General features: G+C 38.5%; 13 protein-coding genes, 7 tRNA genes and 1 rRNA gene. 20 read left to right on the forward strand and 1 reads right to left on the reverse strand.

Annotation, left to right across the window (positions count from 1 at the left end; translation table 11 throughout):
- From EFT72_RS15595 to EFT72_RS15630, 8 genes are all read left to right on the forward strand, one after another.
- Window positions 1–109, forward strand: a 23S ribosomal RNA gene (locus tag EFT72_RS15595); the annotation flags it as partial.
- 84 nt (window positions 110–193) lie between these two features.
- Window positions 194–267, forward strand: a tRNA-Asp gene (locus EFT72_RS15600).
- Window positions 268–289: 22 nt separating this feature from the next.
- A tRNA-Val gene (locus tag EFT72_RS15605) sits at window positions 290–362 on the forward strand.
- 35 nt (window positions 363–397) lie between these two features.
- A tRNA-Thr gene (locus tag EFT72_RS15610) sits at window positions 398–470 on the forward strand.
- A gap of 18 nt (window positions 471–488) precedes the next feature.
- Window positions 489–570 (forward strand) — tRNA-Tyr (locus EFT72_RS15615).
- A 41-nt stretch (window positions 571–611) separates the two neighbouring features.
- Window positions 612–685 (forward strand) — tRNA-Met (locus tag EFT72_RS15620).
- A gap of 45 nt (window positions 686–730) precedes the next feature.
- Window positions 731–803, forward strand: a tRNA-Phe gene (locus EFT72_RS15625).
- Window positions 804–806: 3 nt separating this feature from the next.
- Window positions 807–879 (forward strand) — tRNA-Lys (locus EFT72_RS15630).
- A 53-nt stretch (window positions 880–932) separates the two neighbouring features.
- Here the strand turns inward: EFT72_RS15630 and EFT72_RS15635 are convergent.
- Window positions 933–1163: a hypothetical protein gene (locus EFT72_RS15635; RefSeq protein ID WP_124067853.1), complete on the reverse strand. Its 231-nt coding sequence runs from the start codon at window positions 1161–1163 to the stop codon at window positions 933–935.
- A 164-nt stretch (window positions 1164–1327) separates the two neighbouring features.
- Between EFT72_RS15635 and EFT72_RS15640 the strand changes: the two genes are divergently transcribed.
- The 12 genes from EFT72_RS15640 to EFT72_RS15695 all read left to right on the forward strand — a co-directional run bounded on the left by EFT72_RS15640 (window position 1328) and on the right by EFT72_RS15695 (window position 15350).
- Window positions 1328–2785 carry an aminotransferase class I/II-fold pyridoxal phosphate-dependent enzyme gene (locus tag EFT72_RS15640; protein WP_124067854.1) on the forward strand — a complete coding sequence of 486 codons (1458 nt, stop codon included), beginning with the start codon at window positions 1328–1330 and terminating at the stop codon, window positions 2783–2785.
- Window positions 2786–2876: 91 nt separating this feature from the next.
- Window positions 2877–3461: a guanylate kinase gene (locus tag EFT72_RS15645; RefSeq protein WP_124067855.1), complete on the forward strand. Its 585-nt coding sequence runs from the start codon at window positions 2877–2879 to the stop codon at window positions 3459–3461.
- Window positions 3462–3508: 47 nt separating this feature from the next.
- Window positions 3509–5707 carry an AraC family transcriptional regulator gene (locus EFT72_RS15650; RefSeq protein ID WP_124067856.1) on the forward strand — a complete coding sequence of 733 codons (2199 nt, stop codon included), beginning with the start codon at window positions 3509–3511 and terminating at the stop codon, window positions 5705–5707.
- 184 nt (window positions 5708–5891) lie between these two features.
- Entirely contained in the window at window positions 5892–6869 is a 978-nt protein-coding gene (locus tag EFT72_RS15655; protein ID WP_124067857.1) for an ABC transporter permease subunit, read from the forward strand.
- Between the two features lie 11 nt (window positions 6870–6880).
- Entirely contained in the window at window positions 6881–7792 is a 912-nt protein-coding gene (locus EFT72_RS15660) for a carbohydrate ABC transporter permease (RefSeq protein WP_124067858.1), read from the forward strand.
- A 37-nt stretch (window positions 7793–7829) separates the two neighbouring features.
- Window positions 7830–9425, forward strand: coding sequence for an extracellular solute-binding protein (locus EFT72_RS15665; protein ID WP_164473187.1), 1596 nt, complete (start codon window positions 7830–7832; stop codon window positions 9423–9425).
- Window positions 9426–9518: 93 nt separating this feature from the next.
- On the forward strand, window positions 9519–10622 hold the full coding sequence (locus EFT72_RS15670) for an alpha/beta hydrolase family protein (RefSeq protein WP_243110037.1): 1104 nt from the start codon (window positions 9519–9521) through the stop codon (window positions 10620–10622).
- A gap of 93 nt (window positions 10623–10715) precedes the next feature.
- Window positions 10716–11705 (forward strand): DNA polymerase III subunit delta', encoded by a 990-nt coding sequence (gene holB / locus EFT72_RS15675; protein ID WP_124067859.1) that lies wholly within the window; start codon window positions 10716–10718, stop codon window positions 11703–11705.
- Between the two features lie 3 nt (window positions 11706–11708).
- Complete coding sequence (locus EFT72_RS15680; RefSeq protein ID WP_124067860.1) at window positions 11709–12617, forward strand: stage 0 sporulation family protein; 909 nt, start codon at window positions 11709–11711, stop codon at window positions 12615–12617.
- On the forward strand, window positions 12607–13344 hold the full coding sequence (locus EFT72_RS15685; RefSeq protein WP_124067861.1) for a tRNA1(Val) (adenine(37)-N6)-methyltransferase: 738 nt from the start codon (window positions 12607–12609) through the stop codon (window positions 13342–13344). Before EFT72_RS15680 ends, EFT72_RS15685 begins: the two co-directional genes overlap by 11 nt.
- A gap of 54 nt (window positions 13345–13398) precedes the next feature.
- Window positions 13399–14247 (forward strand): 16S rRNA (cytidine(1402)-2'-O)-methyltransferase, encoded by an 849-nt coding sequence (rsmI, locus tag EFT72_RS15690; RefSeq protein WP_206426669.1) that lies wholly within the window; start codon window positions 13399–13401, stop codon window positions 14245–14247.
- Between the two features lie 137 nt (window positions 14248–14384).
- On the forward strand, window positions 14385–15350 hold the full coding sequence (locus EFT72_RS15695; protein ID WP_124067862.1) for a beta-ketoacyl-ACP synthase III: 966 nt from the start codon (window positions 14385–14387) through the stop codon (window positions 15348–15350).
- Window positions 15351–15379 lie beyond the last annotated feature (29 nt).

The following is a 15379-nucleotide window of genomic DNA, read 5'->3' on the forward strand; positions in this document are numbered from 1 at the left end:
CCCATCGCAAGAGTAAGACCCCTTGAAGACGACGAGGTAGATAGGGCAGAGGTGGAAGCATGGCAACATGTGTAGCTGACTGTCACTAATAGGTCGAGGGCTTAACCAAGTTGGTTTAGGTAGAGATTACGGATGAATAGATATATAACAATGTGTGGTTTTGAGGGTATGTGTAACACCTTCTAATAGTTTTGGCCTGGTGGCTCAGCTGGTTAGAGCGCCGCCCTGTCACGGCGGAGGTCGTGGGTTCGAATCCCATCCGGGTCGTTTAGTAACAAAATTTGCTTATGGGATCTTAGCTCAGCTGGGAGAGCATCTGCCTTACAAGCAGAGGGTCATAGGTTCGAGCCCTATAGGTCCCATTCTATATGCAAATGCTATACATGAAGAGATTTGTGCCGATGTGGCTCAATTGGCAGAGCAGCTGATTTGTAATCAGCAGGTTATCGGTTCGAGTCCGATCATCGGCTTGTATCAGAATTAAATATGGATGGGTTCCCGAGTGGCCAAAGGGGGCAGACTGTAAATCTGTTATCGACGATTTCGATGGTTCGAATCCATCTCCATCCATTTGGTAATCAAATCATTGATTGCCGCATACAATTAAATAGCGCGGGGTGGAGCAGTCTGGAAGCTCGTCGGGCTCATAACCCGAAGGTCGCAGGTTCAAATCCTGCCCCCGCAATTTTTGTTGGTATTTTTAGCGAATGGTGTACATGTAGGTACATACGCCCAGATAGCTCAGTTGGTAGAGCAGAGGACTGAAAATCCTCGTGTCGCTGGTTCGATTCCGGCTCTGGGCATATGGGATACTAGCTCAGGTGGTAGAGCACTTGACTTTTAATCAAGTTGTCCGGGGTTCGAATCCCCGGTGTCTCAGGACAAGCTTTGAAACAGTGATGTTTCAAGGCTTTTTTTAATTGTTTTATTAATTATTCATCGAATTCAACGATGACGTAATATCCCCGGTCATTGTGTTTGACTTCAATTACGAAGCCATGATCAGAGATTAAGCGATCACGACCCACATAACAGCCAGACATGGCGACAGCCGGATCAATGATATAACTGTAGCTGCTGGTTCCCTCTCGTTCTATGATTCTAACTTCATCTCCAGCTTTCACCAGACCTGGGCGTTCCATTTTAAATTCTATTTTTCTCATGCTCTTATCCCTTCCTTTTAAATCACCAAAATATAATTATAACCCTGAGTTAAAAAATTGTAAAGCCAGGATAAAAATGCTATACTGTAAGAGCTAAAATTAGTTATAATTCGACATTAATCTAAATGATTAAATGGTAAGATAAAAGAGGAAGGGAAAGGAAAATGAATCAACCACCGAACCTGCTTAAGAAATTAGAAGTGTATGGAAAAACAGATTTTTACCCGTTTCATATGCCTGGACATAAGCGACAATATGGGTGCAGTTTTGGGAGAGAATTTCCAAATCCATATTCCATTGATTTAACAGAAATAGAAGGGTTTGATAATCTTCATAATCCGGTGGGGATTTTGAAAGAATCTATGGACTGGGCTTCTAGCATATATGGAAGTGATCGTTCTTATTATTTGGTGAATGGAAGCAGCTGTGGTATTTTAAGTGCTATCAGTGCCACAGTACCTCATGGAGGAACGATTTTAGTTAGTAGGAATTGCCATAAATCCGTATTTCATGGTGTTTTCCTCAATCAGTTGCAGGTGGAGTATGTTTATCCACATATGATAGAAGAATTCGGGGTACAAAGTGGATTAATTCCAGAAACTGTTGAGAAAATGTTGATAAACCATCCGGAAATAAAGGCCGTACTAATTGTATCTCCAACCTATGATGGCGTAGTATCGGACATAGAGAAAATTGCAAAAATTGTTCATAATTTTCAAATCCCTTTGATCGTGGATGAAGCACATGGAGCTCATTTTCCTTTTGGAAAAAACGATGGATTTCCAGTATCCGCAATTGAATGTGGAGCTGATGTGGTCATTCAAAGTCTTCATAAAACATTGCCATCCTTTACTCAGACGGCGATCATGCACGTGAAAGAAGGTTATGTTGATATAGGAAAATTAAATCGCTACACACAGATGTATCAGACCAGTAGTCCTTCCTATGTTCTACTTGCTGGAATAGAAAACTGCATTCGTTTTATGACTGGAGAAGGAATGCAGAAGATGAAGGATTTTTCCATAAATCTTGCTAGGTTAAGAGACCAGTTATCTAGATTAGATCATTTTAAACTTTTGAGACGAAGCGTAGATCTTAGGAACGGAATATTTGATCTAGATCCATCTAAAATTATTATATCCACAAGGAATACTAGCTTATCAGGAAAAGAGTTAATGGACATATTAAGAAGTGAGTATCATCTGGAGATGGAAATGTGCAGTTCTGATTCTATAACTGCAATTACGACTCTGATGGATACAAAGGAAGGGTTTGACAGATTAGTACAAGCAATGAGCCAGATTGATGAAAAAACCAAGAAAGCAGATAAAGATCGAATCAATTCAAATCGAAAAATATTATCAATCAGTAAATCGGAGTGTCCTCTGACGATTGCAGAAGCCATGGACCAGACCAGAACAAGGGTTTTATTAGAGCAAACCGTTGATCGAATATCAACGGAATTTGTGTATGTTTATCCCCCTGGAATCCCAATTGTAACACCAGGTGAAATTCTAAGCAAAGAAATAGTAGAACAGATAAAATTCTATAAAAAGCAGAATCTTATGATACAAGGGATGGAAGATGAAACGGCTGATTTTCTTTACGTTGTAGAAAAGTAGTCAAGTGAGAAGTTATCAAAGACAGGCAGCAATTAGGAACATTATAAAAATAGTAGTTTTATAAAATTAAAAACGGTGTGGAGTAGATTATATGAGTAAAATTTATTATGTGATGGGAAAAAGTGCAACGGGGAAGGATACCATATACAAAAAATTATTGGAACGACTTCCAGAATTAAAAAAAATAATTCTATATACAACAAGACCCATACGGGATGGGGAAAAAGAAGGAATGGAGTACCATTTTACTACCGATAGGAAGAGAGATGAATTCCGCAAGGAGAATAAGATTATTGAGGAAAGAACATATGAAACCGTATATGGACCATGGACGTATTTTACAGTCGATGACGGACAGTTTAATCTGGAAGGTAAAATTAAATATTTAATGATTGGAACACTGGAATCTTATGAGATGACGCGAGAATATTTAGGTAAAGAGAACCTGGTGCCGTTATATATCGAAGTAGAAGATGGGGAAAGACTGCTACGAGCATTAAAACGAGAAAACAACCAGAAAGTACCAAAATATAAAGAGTTGTGTCGAAGGTTTCTAGCAGATGAAGTGGATTTTAAGGAAGAGATACTAAAACGATGTGAAATTGACAGGAGATTTGAAAATCAAGAATTGGAACAATGTCTCAATGAAATTATATCGGTAATTAATGCAAATTAGAAGGTTATATTTGGGGTAAAAAGAAACTGAAATAAAGAGGGTTGCGTGTGGTGGAGACAAGTATTAATTCTTATGTAGCTCGAAAGAGCAGATTTTTTAAAAATATGTTTTTTTCTTATTGCTTGATTATACTTTTAAGCTTTTTTGCATATTCAGCAATGGTTACTTTCGAGTCATTGAACGTAAAAAAACAACAAGCAACACAGTATTATAATACAAAAGTTCAGGCATTTGCCAATGCAATGGATCAGCAGATTTATAGTGCACAGAAAATTGTTTCCAATATTAATACATCTTCTTTGATTAATAAGCTTTATCTTACGGTACGGATGGACCGTTCCATAGACTCTTATCTTCTTTATCAAGTGTTAAATGATATTAGTTCGCAGAAGGCGGCAGGAGATAATCTTAATATTTATGATATCGTTATAATATTAAATGATTATGATAAGATTTATACGAGTAACGAGGTCATCTTACTTTCTGATTTTATGAACTTCTCATCGAATGAGATAAAGCCAATGGCAGTTACTAATTTGAATCAATTATTAAGTTTGGATAATAACCAGCTTATATTTTATAAAAACTATTTTATCTATAGTAGTAAATATCAGTATGGAGCTGGTTCTGAACGAGGGGGGATCTGCGTACTGTTTGAGAGTGAGAAGATAGATAAATTATTAGCATCTGCCGCCGGTGAGGTATCTGGTTACGTTGTATACGATCAGGGGAATCCCGTAATTGAAAGTGGAAAGAGGGGTGGACACACATTTAAACAAGTCTCTAGATTTAATCCATCGATTACATATGAAATAACAGCAGATAATCAGATGTTTGGATTTGATTTTCAAGATTTAGGCTCCTTGGCGCTGCTTTTGGGGATTCTTATTTGTATTTGTTATCTCTTACTTGCTTATTTTTTTGCGTATCGGTATTCCTCTCCATATGTAAAGATACAGCAGTTAGTTGGAAAAGGGAGAAAAGATGGCAAAAATGAACAGGAGGGAATTGTTTCGGATGTACGAGCTCTTGTAGGCGAACGAAATGGCTATATGGAACAGGTCCATTCCATTTCTCCTTATGCAAGTCAGGGGTTATTACATAGTCTTATTATGTATAATGATGATGAGATCAAAAAGATGGAATATGTAAAGAATTATATTGAACTTAAAAAAATGTTTTTTTTAACTGCTGTGGTGGATCTCTTTTATACTTACAAATCACGAGATTCTAAGGAAAATACGAAACGAATCATCAAAGAGGTCATTGAACTGGCGGGAAAAGAGTCTGGGGATGACTTAAAGATTCTATACTATGAAAAGGATATACATCACATATATCTGATTTTTAATAGTGATAATGGGGAACGGTTGGAAGATCGCCTGTATGAATTTTTTGAAATCCTGCAAACGCAGTTGGGCCAGGATTTTGTGATTACCATTGGAGCCGACGAAGTACGGGATGAGCTAAGCGAATTAAGTAGATCTTGTGAAAACGCATTGTTGGCATTGGAGAAAATCTTATGGGAGGGAAGAGGTTTCATCTATTTTTATGAGTCTAGCTTGGAATTTTCTATGAATTATTATTTTCCTAAGGATGGCGGGAAGCAGCTGAATAAAGAAATTAAGGATAGGAATAGGGAAGGGGTAAATCATTTCTTAAAAGAAATACAAAGTAAGAATGGAAATGATTTTGATCATTCTGTATTTGCAGGGCAGCTTCTTCTAAGTGAACTGTATATCACGGTGGTAAAGGCAATCCAGTCGGTAGGAGATCAATACGGGTTGACAGGAAGGAAACTAGACAAATGTCCGTCCTATCGCCCAATGGAGGAAGTTATTTCCTATTACGAAGAGTTGGTAAAGGAACTTCTAGATGAAGTAGAAACACTGGGAGAAGGAAGGGAAGAACTATTAAACCTTGAAGTGGAATTAATTGACTACATGAATCAAAACTATAAAAATCCAGACCTGTCTCTAACCCATATTTCGGATCATTTTTCTGTAAGTAGTAAATACGTTACCACCTTGGTGAAAAATAGGTTTGGGGTGACCTATTTAAAATATGTGCAGGAACGTAGAATTCATCATGCAGTATACTTACTTAAGACAACCAAGTTATCTCTAGAAAAAATTGCCGAAGAATGCGGCTATACCAATATTTTAACCTTTCGTAGAAATTTTAAGTCTATTATGGAAACGAACCCCAGTGATTATCGCATAGAGAATGTATGTATAGACGAATAAAAATATAAACAAAAAGTATGGTTAAAAACAATGAATGGATCAAAAAAAGACGATAAATACAACTCTTTTTTTGATCCATTCATTTTTTGATGGTAAAATATACAAAAAAATATGAATCTATTATTATTTTAATACAAAGTGTACAATTTTAATATAAACACAGTAGAGAGAAGGGAAAGACAAAATGAAACAAAATGCTGGTAAGGGAGCAGGGACTTTCAATCGAAATTGGAGTAAGGATGAGAAAAAGCAACTTTTTATTAAGAATGTAAAACGGGATAAATATTTAATCTTGATGTTTATCCCTGTATTTTTCTATTTTCTTATTTTTTCCTATTTGCCCATGACGGGACTTTTTATGGCTTTTACTCAATTCAAACCAGGGAATGGAATGATGGGGATTTTTACGGGGAAGTATGTAGGTTTAAAATGGTTTATTCAATTTTTTCAGTCGCCCTATGCATTTCGACTGATTCGAAATACATTTTTACTATCGTTTTATTCTTTAATCTTTGGTTTTCCAATTCCAATTATTTTTGCACTTTGTATTACACAGGTTAAAAATAAAATTCTGCAAAAGGGGACACAGGTAATTACTTACTTACCATTTTTTATTTCCACCGTTGTAATCTGTGGGATGATTACCAACTTTTTATCTCCATCCAATGGAATTATCAATCAGCTGATTGAACGGGTAGGAGGGACGGCTATTAATTTTTTAGGTGAGCCCAAATGGTTTCGTTCTCTTTATGTAATTTCTGGGTCATGGCAGACGTTTGGGTTTAATTCCATTATTTTTGTGGCGGCGATAATGGGAATAGGCCCAGAACTTTATGAGGCAATGAAAGTTGATGGAGCCAGTAAAGTTCAGACCATTCGATATCTGGTGCTACCAAGCATTAAACCAACAATTATGCTGCTACTAATTATGTCCATGGGAAATCTTTTGAATGTAGGGTTTGAAAAAGTATATCTCCTTTATAATTCTGGGATCTATGAAACCGCAGATGTAATTTCCACCTATGTGTACCGGCAAGGAATTGGAAACCAAAATTACAGTTATGCAACAGCCGTAGGACTTTTTAATTCTTTGATTGGATTTTCAATTGTATTTTTGGCTAACCGGTTCAGTAAGAAACTAACAGAAACGTCAATATGGTAAGGAGAAGGATTATGGAGCAAAAAAGTACCTGGGTGGAGTTTAAGAATGAGTGTCTGACGGATAAATTGTTTGATATTGGCATCTGGATTCTTATTATCGTAGCAGTGTGTATCACCCTTTATCCATTTATTTATGTAGTGAGTATTTCATTGAGTTCTGGGGAATCGGTGAATCGAGGACTGGTAACCTTTCTCCCCGTGGATATCAATCTAGAGACTTATAAAATGGTTATGGGCTATAAGGATTTATGGGTATCGTATGGAAATACCTTATATTATACCATCACTGGAACCGTCTTAAATCTTATATTTACTTGTTTAGCCGCTTATCCGTTATCAAGAAAACAATTTTTTTTGAGAAGAAAACTAAATTTTTTACTTGCATTTACGATGTATTTTTCCGGGGGACTGATCCCCATGTATCTTGTGGTTACAGGGCTTGGTTTATATAACAGCCGCCTTTCGATGATTTTGCCGGTTTTAGTCAGTGCTTATAATGTAATGATATGCCGCTCTGCGTTTGAAGGGATTTCTGAAGAATTGTTTGAAAGTGCTTATTTAGAAGGAGCCAATGATCTACAGATATTAACAAAAATAGCAGTTCCGCTGATTAAGCCAACCCTTGCGGTGTTAACCCTGTATTATGCAGTGGCCCGTTACAACGATTTCTTTAGTGCACTTCTTTACATAGGAAAACAAAATTTACAGCCACTTCAGTTATTCTTGCGTAGAATTCTTTTGATGGCATCTTCAGAAATCATGCAGTCTTCGGGCGATGCCATGGCGGCAAGTGCAGCCGCGCAGTCCACGATTCAGATCCGATATGTCTGCATCGTACTTTCCATGATACCAATTGTTTGTATTACCCCATTTATTCAGAAATACCTGGTTAAAGGTACAATGCTTGGGGCAGTGAAAGGATAATCATGCTTGATTATATATAAAATAAGGAGGGTTTAAAATGAAAAAAATGTTACGGTTTGGTGGTGTAGTACTGTCGGCACTTATGGTGTTATCTAGTATGGTGGGATGCGTAGGAACTGGAAAAGAAACAGCAAAAGATCCGTTAGAAGGAGAGGAAGCGCAATACAATTACACAGGGGAAGGACCAGTTACCAATACGAAAGATGCGAAAGTAAGCATCCTGGCACTAAATTCCTGGTATTCAACCGTGGATTATGCAAATGCAGAAATCATCAAGAATATTGAATCTCGTGCAGGGGTGTCTATTGACTGGACTTTAGTATCTCCAACGAACTATGAAGACAGTGTAAGACCAATGCTGGCGTCTGGTTCTGATTTACCGGATATTGTTGAACTTCCAGATTTTGATGAAAATATGAATTATATTAATGCCGGCTTATTTTATCCACTTGACGAATACATGGATTATATGCCAAATTATAAGAAGTTTCTTGACAAAAACCCAACGATAAAAGCCAGTTTAACGGCAGATGACGGTCATATTTATTATGTTCCTCAAACAGCGGTTACGGATAATTATCAGCCATGTATTATTATGAATATGGAATGGCTGGATCAACTTGGATTATCCGTTCCGAAAACACTAGATGAATTTGTGGAGGTCCTCCGAGCTTTCCGGGATCATGATATGAATGGGAATGGAGATGCCACAGATGAAATTCCACTTAGTATTGAAGCAGAAAAGCTCCCATATATGTTTGGGTCAGCGTTTGGTCTTAATCTGGTGGATGGATTTTATGCAGATAAGGATGGAACGGTTCACTATTCCGCAGCAGAAAAAGACAAGTACAAAAAGTATCTTACTTTTTTAAATAAGCTTTACTCAGAAGGATTATTGGAAGTAGAATATACTTCCCTTACCCGAGATCAGATAACAGAACGTTGTGCCAAAAACATGACCGGAGTTACCTTTGATTTTAGTTGGCAGATGTCACAGCTGTATAGCAAGCAGTATCCGGAATATACGGGAGAAAAGGGAATTATGGCAGGCATTCCACCTCTGTCCGGAGAAGAGGAAGGGTATTATCTTAGCAGAAATCCAATTTCTAAAATCTTTGGGATCAGTACAGCTGACAAAAATCCTTTGTTAGCAATTAAGTTTTTGGATTATGCAATGGGAGAAGAATCTCAGGACAGTTATGTATGGGGAATTGAAGGAGAAAGTTATACCATTTCCTCTGACGGGAAAAAAGAGTATACAAAAAAGGCATCGGATAACAACTGGCTCCAGCAATTGGGAATTAACGCAGGGTGTCTCCCGTCTCAGCAGTCTGTGGAGGCGACCGATGTGTTATTACCAAATTGGCATGTAGCAATAGACAAAGAACTTATGGAGTATTCACGTGCACCTTGGCCATTTATCTATTCTACGACAGAGGAACAGAATGTGATTTCTCAGTATTTGGTAGACATAACGACTTATGTAGAAGAGATGAATGTGGCATTTATTACAGGTACCACCGATCTAGACAGCTTTGATTCTTATCTGTCCACTCTTAATAATATGGGACTGCAAGATCTTTTAAAAGTAAGACAAGACCAGCATAGTCGGTTTTTAAAATCAAATCAATAGATAAAAAAAGATTGGCACAGGGGATAGGAACCTGTGCCGGTTTTTCATATTAAAACGTATCCAACTTTTTAGAAAATGGAGGCATGGAATAAAATGAATCAGATAAAAAGGACAATTGCTATTTCTAAGTTCTATACATGTGAGGAATCTTTGATCAAACGTATGAAGGAGAGGGGAAGAAAGGATAGATTTTGTGCAGAAACGTTAAAAGACTTTGAAAATTGGAAACAATTTGTAAGAGAAAGATTAACCGATCTGATCGGACTTCATCAGATGGAACACAGCCCCTTACATCCGCAGTGTTTGGAACGGATAGAAATCGAAGATGGAATTATACGGGAAAAGGTATTAATTACAGTGGAACCAGGTGTCTATATGCCGGTTTATATCCTGATTCCACCAAAAAAAGGAACAGAAAAACAAATCTGTTTTCTGGCTCCTCCGGGACACCAGGGAGGCGGAAAATACTCGGTAGCTGGGGTAAGAGAAATTCCTGCAGTCGAAGAAAAAATCGAGTTTTTTCATTATGATTATGGTCTTAAGATGGCGAAACTAGGGTATGTAGCACTGTGCCCAGATTGTCGTGGTTTTGGGGAGCGAAGAGAGGCGTCTTTACAAGGGGAGGATGAACATGATTTTTTAAATTCCACTTGTTTTGAATTGGCACATATGGCTGAGCCTCTGGGTATGACGGTCATCGGGATGTGTACTTGGGATTTGATGAGACTAATTGATTATGTAGAACAACGGGGTGAATGGGATGAAAAAAACATTGGCTGTATTGGTTTTTCTGGTGGAGGGATGCAGACACTCTGGCTGGCCGCACTAGACGACCGGATTAAAACGGTAATTATCAGTGGATATCTCTATGGGTACCAGGATTCTCTATTACGGTTAAATGGAAATTGTAGTTGTAATTACGTTCCACATCTATGGGAACACGTAGATATGGGGGATATCGGTGCGTTGTTGGCGCCCAGGCATTTGATGGTTCAATCTGCAAAATCTGATCATCTAAATGGAAAACGGGGAATGGAAAACGTGTACGAACAACTGGATATAATAAAAAGAGCCTATCGTTTGTTCGAGAAAGAAGATCATATATTCCATGATGTATGGGAGGGAGGACATTGCTTTCATGGGGAACATTTGGAGGTTTTTCTTCATAATGTATTTGCCAATACTTCTTTCTTGTGATGGGAAAACTTCTATGTTATAATTGGGGTAGCTTATTCTCTTAATTAAAAAGTTTAGAAAGTAGGTTAGACAACAGCGATAGGGGGTGTCTCTATGCCAGGATTTCAAGATATTATCGGTCATGAGAGAATCAAGGAACATTTACAAAAAGCAATTAAGTTCAAACGTGTTTCTCACGCATACATTCTGACTGGTGAAGCGGGGATGGGAAGAAAATCTCTGGCTCACGCATTTGCCATGACTTTGCTTTGTGAAAAAGGAATGAGTGAACCGTGTATGCAGTGCCATGCCTGCAAACAGGTAATGAGTGGGAACAATCCAGATCTTTTGTTTGTCAATCATGAGAAACCAAATAGCATAGGGGTGGATGATATCAGGCAACAGATGCATGACACTATTATGATACGTCCCTACAGCAGTTATTATAAAATATATATTGTGGATGAAGCGGAAAAGATGACAGTTCAGGCGCAGAATGCTCTTCTAAAGACAATTGAGGAACCACCCTCATATGCGATTATTATTCTGCTTACTACCAATCAGGAAGCTTTTCTACCAACCATATTATCCCGATGCGTACAGTTAAAATTAAAGCCATTAAAAGATTCGGTGGTGAGTACCTATTTGTCAAAAACTCTTGGAATCGCGGAGAGTCGGGCGGAAATATATGGTGCATTTGCCAGAGGAAATTTGGGACGTGCCATTCATCTTGCATCATCTGAAGCATTTCAGACAATGCATGGGGATCTTCTCCAGATGTTAAAGCATCTAAAGGAGATGGATATTATGGAACTTTTGTACTACATTAAGAAGATAAAGGATGACAACCAGGATCTTTATGACTGTCTTGATTTTATGCAGCTTTGGTACCGGGATGTCTTAATGTATAAGGTAACTCAGGATATTAATCTTCTGGTCTTTAAGGAAGAATTTAATACAATAAAAGAGATGAGTGCTGCCAGTGCTTATGAAGGTGTTGAGCTGATCTTACAGGCAATCGATAAGGCAAGAATCCGTCTGAATGCCAATGTAAATATGGAACTGGCAATGGAACTCATGCTGCTTGTAATGAAGGAGAACTAATCGATGATAAATGTAATTGGTGTCAGATTCCGTAACGCTGGAAAGATCTATTACTTTGATCCCACGAATCTGGAAGTAAAAGCCGGAGATCATGTGATCGTTGAGACTGCCAGAGGAATTGAATATGGTTACGTGGTTTTAGGAAGTCGGGAAGTAGAGGATGAGAAGGTCGTTCAGCCTTTAAAACCTGTAATCCGGATGGCCACACCGTCAGACAGTGAAGTGGAGAATAAGAACCATGAGAAAGAAAAAGATGCATTTGTAATCTGCAAAGAAAAGATCAAAAAGCACGGTCTTTTGATGAAGTTAATTGATGCGGAATATACCTTTGATAATAATAAAGTATTGTTTTATTTTACGGCGGATGGACGGATTGATTTTAGAGAATTGGTAAAAGATCTGGCATCTGTTTTTAAAACTAGAATTGAACTTCGCCAGGTTGGTGTGCGGGATGAGACGAAGATAGTTGGAGGCGTTGGGATCTGCGGGCGGACGTTATGCTGTCACTCCTATCTATCAGAGTTTATTCCAGTATCGATTAAGATGGCAAAAGAACAGAATCTTTCCTTAAACCCTACGAAAATATCAGGTGTCTGCGGCAGATTGATGTGCTGTCTGAAGAACGAAGAAGAAACGTATGAAGAACTTAATAGCAAGCTGCCGAATGTAGGGGATTATGTTACTACAGATGAAGGCTTAAAGGGTGAGGTACACTCCGTTAGTGTTTTAAGACAGTTAGTGAAAGTGGTAGTTAACATAAAGGATGAAAAAGAGATTCGGGAATATAAGGTGGAACAGCTTAAATTCCGCCCCAGACGTCGGAAAGAAAAGAATCACGTCGCAGATGCGGAGTTAAAGGAACTGGAAGCTCTTGAGAAAAAAGAGGGAAAATCAAAGATAGATGACAATTAAATTAAAGGACAATGAGCGGATTGATGATCTTCAAAGAAACGGATATCAGATTATACAGAATCAGGAAGGTTTTTGTTTTGGTATGGATGCAGTTCTTCTTTCTGGATTTGCAGCAGTAAAGCCTGGGGAAAAGGCGATTGATTTGGGAACCGGAACTGGGATCATTCCGATGTTGTTAGAGGCAAAGAATCAGGGAAGTCATTATACAGGGCTTGAGATTCAAAAAGAAGTGGCAGATATGGCCAAAAGAAGTGTATTACTAAATCATTTGGAAGATAAAATATCAATTGTTGAGGGTGATATTAAGGAAGCTAGCCGTTTATTTGGTGCGGCTTCCTTTGACGTAGTAACGACCAATCCACCTTATATGAATGATGCACATGGGCTTAAAAATCCCGATTTACCCAAGGCTATTTCACGTCATGAAGTGTTATGTACCCTTGATGATGTGGCAAGAGAAGGAGCGAAGCTGCTTCGACCAGGTGGACGTTTCTATATGGTTCACAGACCCCATAGGCTGATAGAAATTATTACTGCATTAAAGACCTACTGTTTGGAACCCAAGCGTATGAAGATGGTTCATCCTTATATAGAGAAAGAAGCCAATATGGTTTTAATTGAGGCGGTGCGGGGTGGAAAATCCATGATAAAAGTACAAGCACCAGTAGTGGTATACAAGGAACCAGGTGTATATACTGATGAGATTTATCAGATTTATGGATACTAGATGGAAAAGAGAAGAATGAGACAGATCGGATCGGGAGAAGATAAAGTGGAAGAAATTTTTGGAAAATTATATTTATGTGCGACTCCCATAGGAAACCTTGAGGATATTACATTACGGGTACTTGAGACTTTAAAGCAGGTTGATTTGATCGCAGCAGAAGATACCAGACACAGCATTAAGCTATTAAATCATTATGAAATCAAGACGCCTATGACCAGTTATCATGAGTATAATAAAATTGATAAAGCAAAATATCTGGTAGAACAGATGAAACAGGGTGTCACGGTGGCTTTGATAACGGATGCAGGAACACCTGGGATTTCTGATCCGGGAGAAGAGCTGGTTTTACAGTGTTACAAAGCAAATATTTCAGTGACTTCCCTGCCTGGCCCAGCGGCTTGTATTACGGCGTTAACTCTATCTGGGATGGCAACGAGACGTTTTTGTTTTGAAGCATTTTTACCAACGGATAAAAAGGAAAAGAAATGGGTTTTAGAGGAATTAAAATCAGAAACCAGGACAATCATCCTATATGAGGCACCTCACCGTCTGTTAAGGACGTTGAAAGAACTTCACGATGCATTGGGAGATCGTAACATCACTATCTGCCGGGAATTGACCAAACGCTACGAGACGGTCTATCAGACGACATTCATAGAAGCGATGAAACGGTATGAGCAAGAGGCTCCAAGAGGAGAGTGTGTTATTGTGGTGGAAGGTAAATCCATTAAAGAAATACAGGAAGAAAAAAATAAGTCATTTGATGAAATACCTATGGAGGAACATATGAAGCAGTATGAAAGCCAGGGGATTGTTCGAAAAGATGCTATGCGTATGGTTGCAAAGGACCGGGGCATCAGCAAAAGAGAGGTCTATCAGACGTTGCTAAACAGTGAAAAATAAAAATTGTCTTGACATTTTGTATGAAATTTTATAAAATTACTTTGATATTCAAAATATTTGATTGATATAACAATTCAACGCAGCATGCAGCGATCGTTTTGCATTTTTGACGGATTGCGGCATGAATGGGGGAATTTATGACTACAAAAATAATCGGAACAGGTTCAGCGGTTCCTAAACAGGTGATAACCAATGATGACCTTGCAAAGATCGTGGATACCAATGATGAATGGATCCGAACGAGAACTGGTATTCAGGAAAGACGGATTGCGGATTCGGATACAGGAACCTCCTATCTTTCAATCCAGGCAGCAAAAAAAGCGCTAGAGAGTGCAGGGATATCTCCACAGGAACTAGATGTGATTGTTCTGGCGACTTCTTCTCCGGATCACTGCTTTCCAAGTGGGGCCTGTGAAGTTCAGGAGGCGATTGGAGCTACAAAAGCAATTGCTTTTGATATCAGTGCAGCCTGTTCTGGATTTATTTATGCGCTAAATACAGTATATAGTTTCTTTCAATCTGGAATCTATAAGACAGGTCTTGTCATTGGGGCGGATACTTTAAGTAAATTGATTGACTGGGATGATAGAAATACATGTGTTTTGTTTGGAGATGGAGCAGGAGCAGTCGTTGTTCGTGCGGAAGAAACCGGCGTATTTCATATGACCTTGGGATCGGACGGAAGTAGAGGGAACGTATTAAAATGTCCTTGTAGAACGACAGATAACTTTCTGACACAACAAAAGCCTACACTTGGATTTATGTCTATGGATGGGCAGGAAGTCTTTCGATTTGCAGTAAAAAAGGTACCGGAAGCAATCAATAAGGTTCTTAAGGAAAGCCAAACCGATATCAGTGAAATAAAATATTTTGTTCTGCATCAAGCAAATTACCGGATTTTTGAATCCATTGCAAAGCGGTTAAAAGTACCCATGGAGAAATTTCCTACCAATTTAGAATGGTATGGAAATACATCGGGAGCTTCCATTCCTTTGTTGCTAGACGAGATGAACCAGGATGGAAAACTAATCCGGGGCGATAAGATTGTTCTAGCCGGTTTTGGCGCAGGACTGACCTGGGGCGCCACTCTTTTGGAGTGGTAATGATCGGACTAATACTTTGAAAATCAAAG

The organism is Clostridium sp. E02 (assembly GCF_003833015.1).
In the GTDB taxonomy this organism is placed as follows: Bacteria; Bacillota; Clostridia; order Lachnospirales; family Lachnospiraceae; genus Lacrimispora.